Source organism: Lysinibacillus sp. GbtcB16, from assembly GCF_019091145.1.
Taxonomy (GTDB): Bacteria; Bacillota; Bacilli; order Bacillales_A; family Planococcaceae; genus Lysinibacillus; species Lysinibacillus fusiformis.
The window spans coordinates 1-329 of sequence record NZ_JAGXJV010000213.1; the positions used below are offsets into that span (position 1 = coordinate 1).

At 54.7% G+C, this 329-nt stretch carries 1 protein-coding gene; it reads left to right on the forward strand.

What is annotated here, in order from left to right:
* The coding region (locus tag KVT27_RS24050) for a hypothetical protein (protein ID WP_217582117.1) at nucleotides 1–329 on the forward strand (329 nt) is incomplete at both ends.

The window sequence follows — 329 nt, forward strand, 5'->3', positions numbered from 1 at the left end:
ACTGGAGCTACTGGCTCTACTGGCGTTACCGGAGCTACTGGTGTTACTGGTGTGACTGGGGCTACCGGTTCTACTGGAACTACTGGTGTGACTGGGGCTACCGGTTCTACTGGCTCTACTGGCTCTACTGGCTCTACTGGCTCTACTGGCGTTACCGGAGCTACGGGTGTTACTGGAACTACTGGTGTAACTGGGGCTACTGGAACTACTGGTGTAACTGGGGCTACTGGAACTATTGGTGTGACTGGTGTTACTGGAACTACTGGTGTGACTGGGGCTACTGGTGATATCGGAGCTACTGGCTCTACTGGCGTTACCGGAGCTACTGG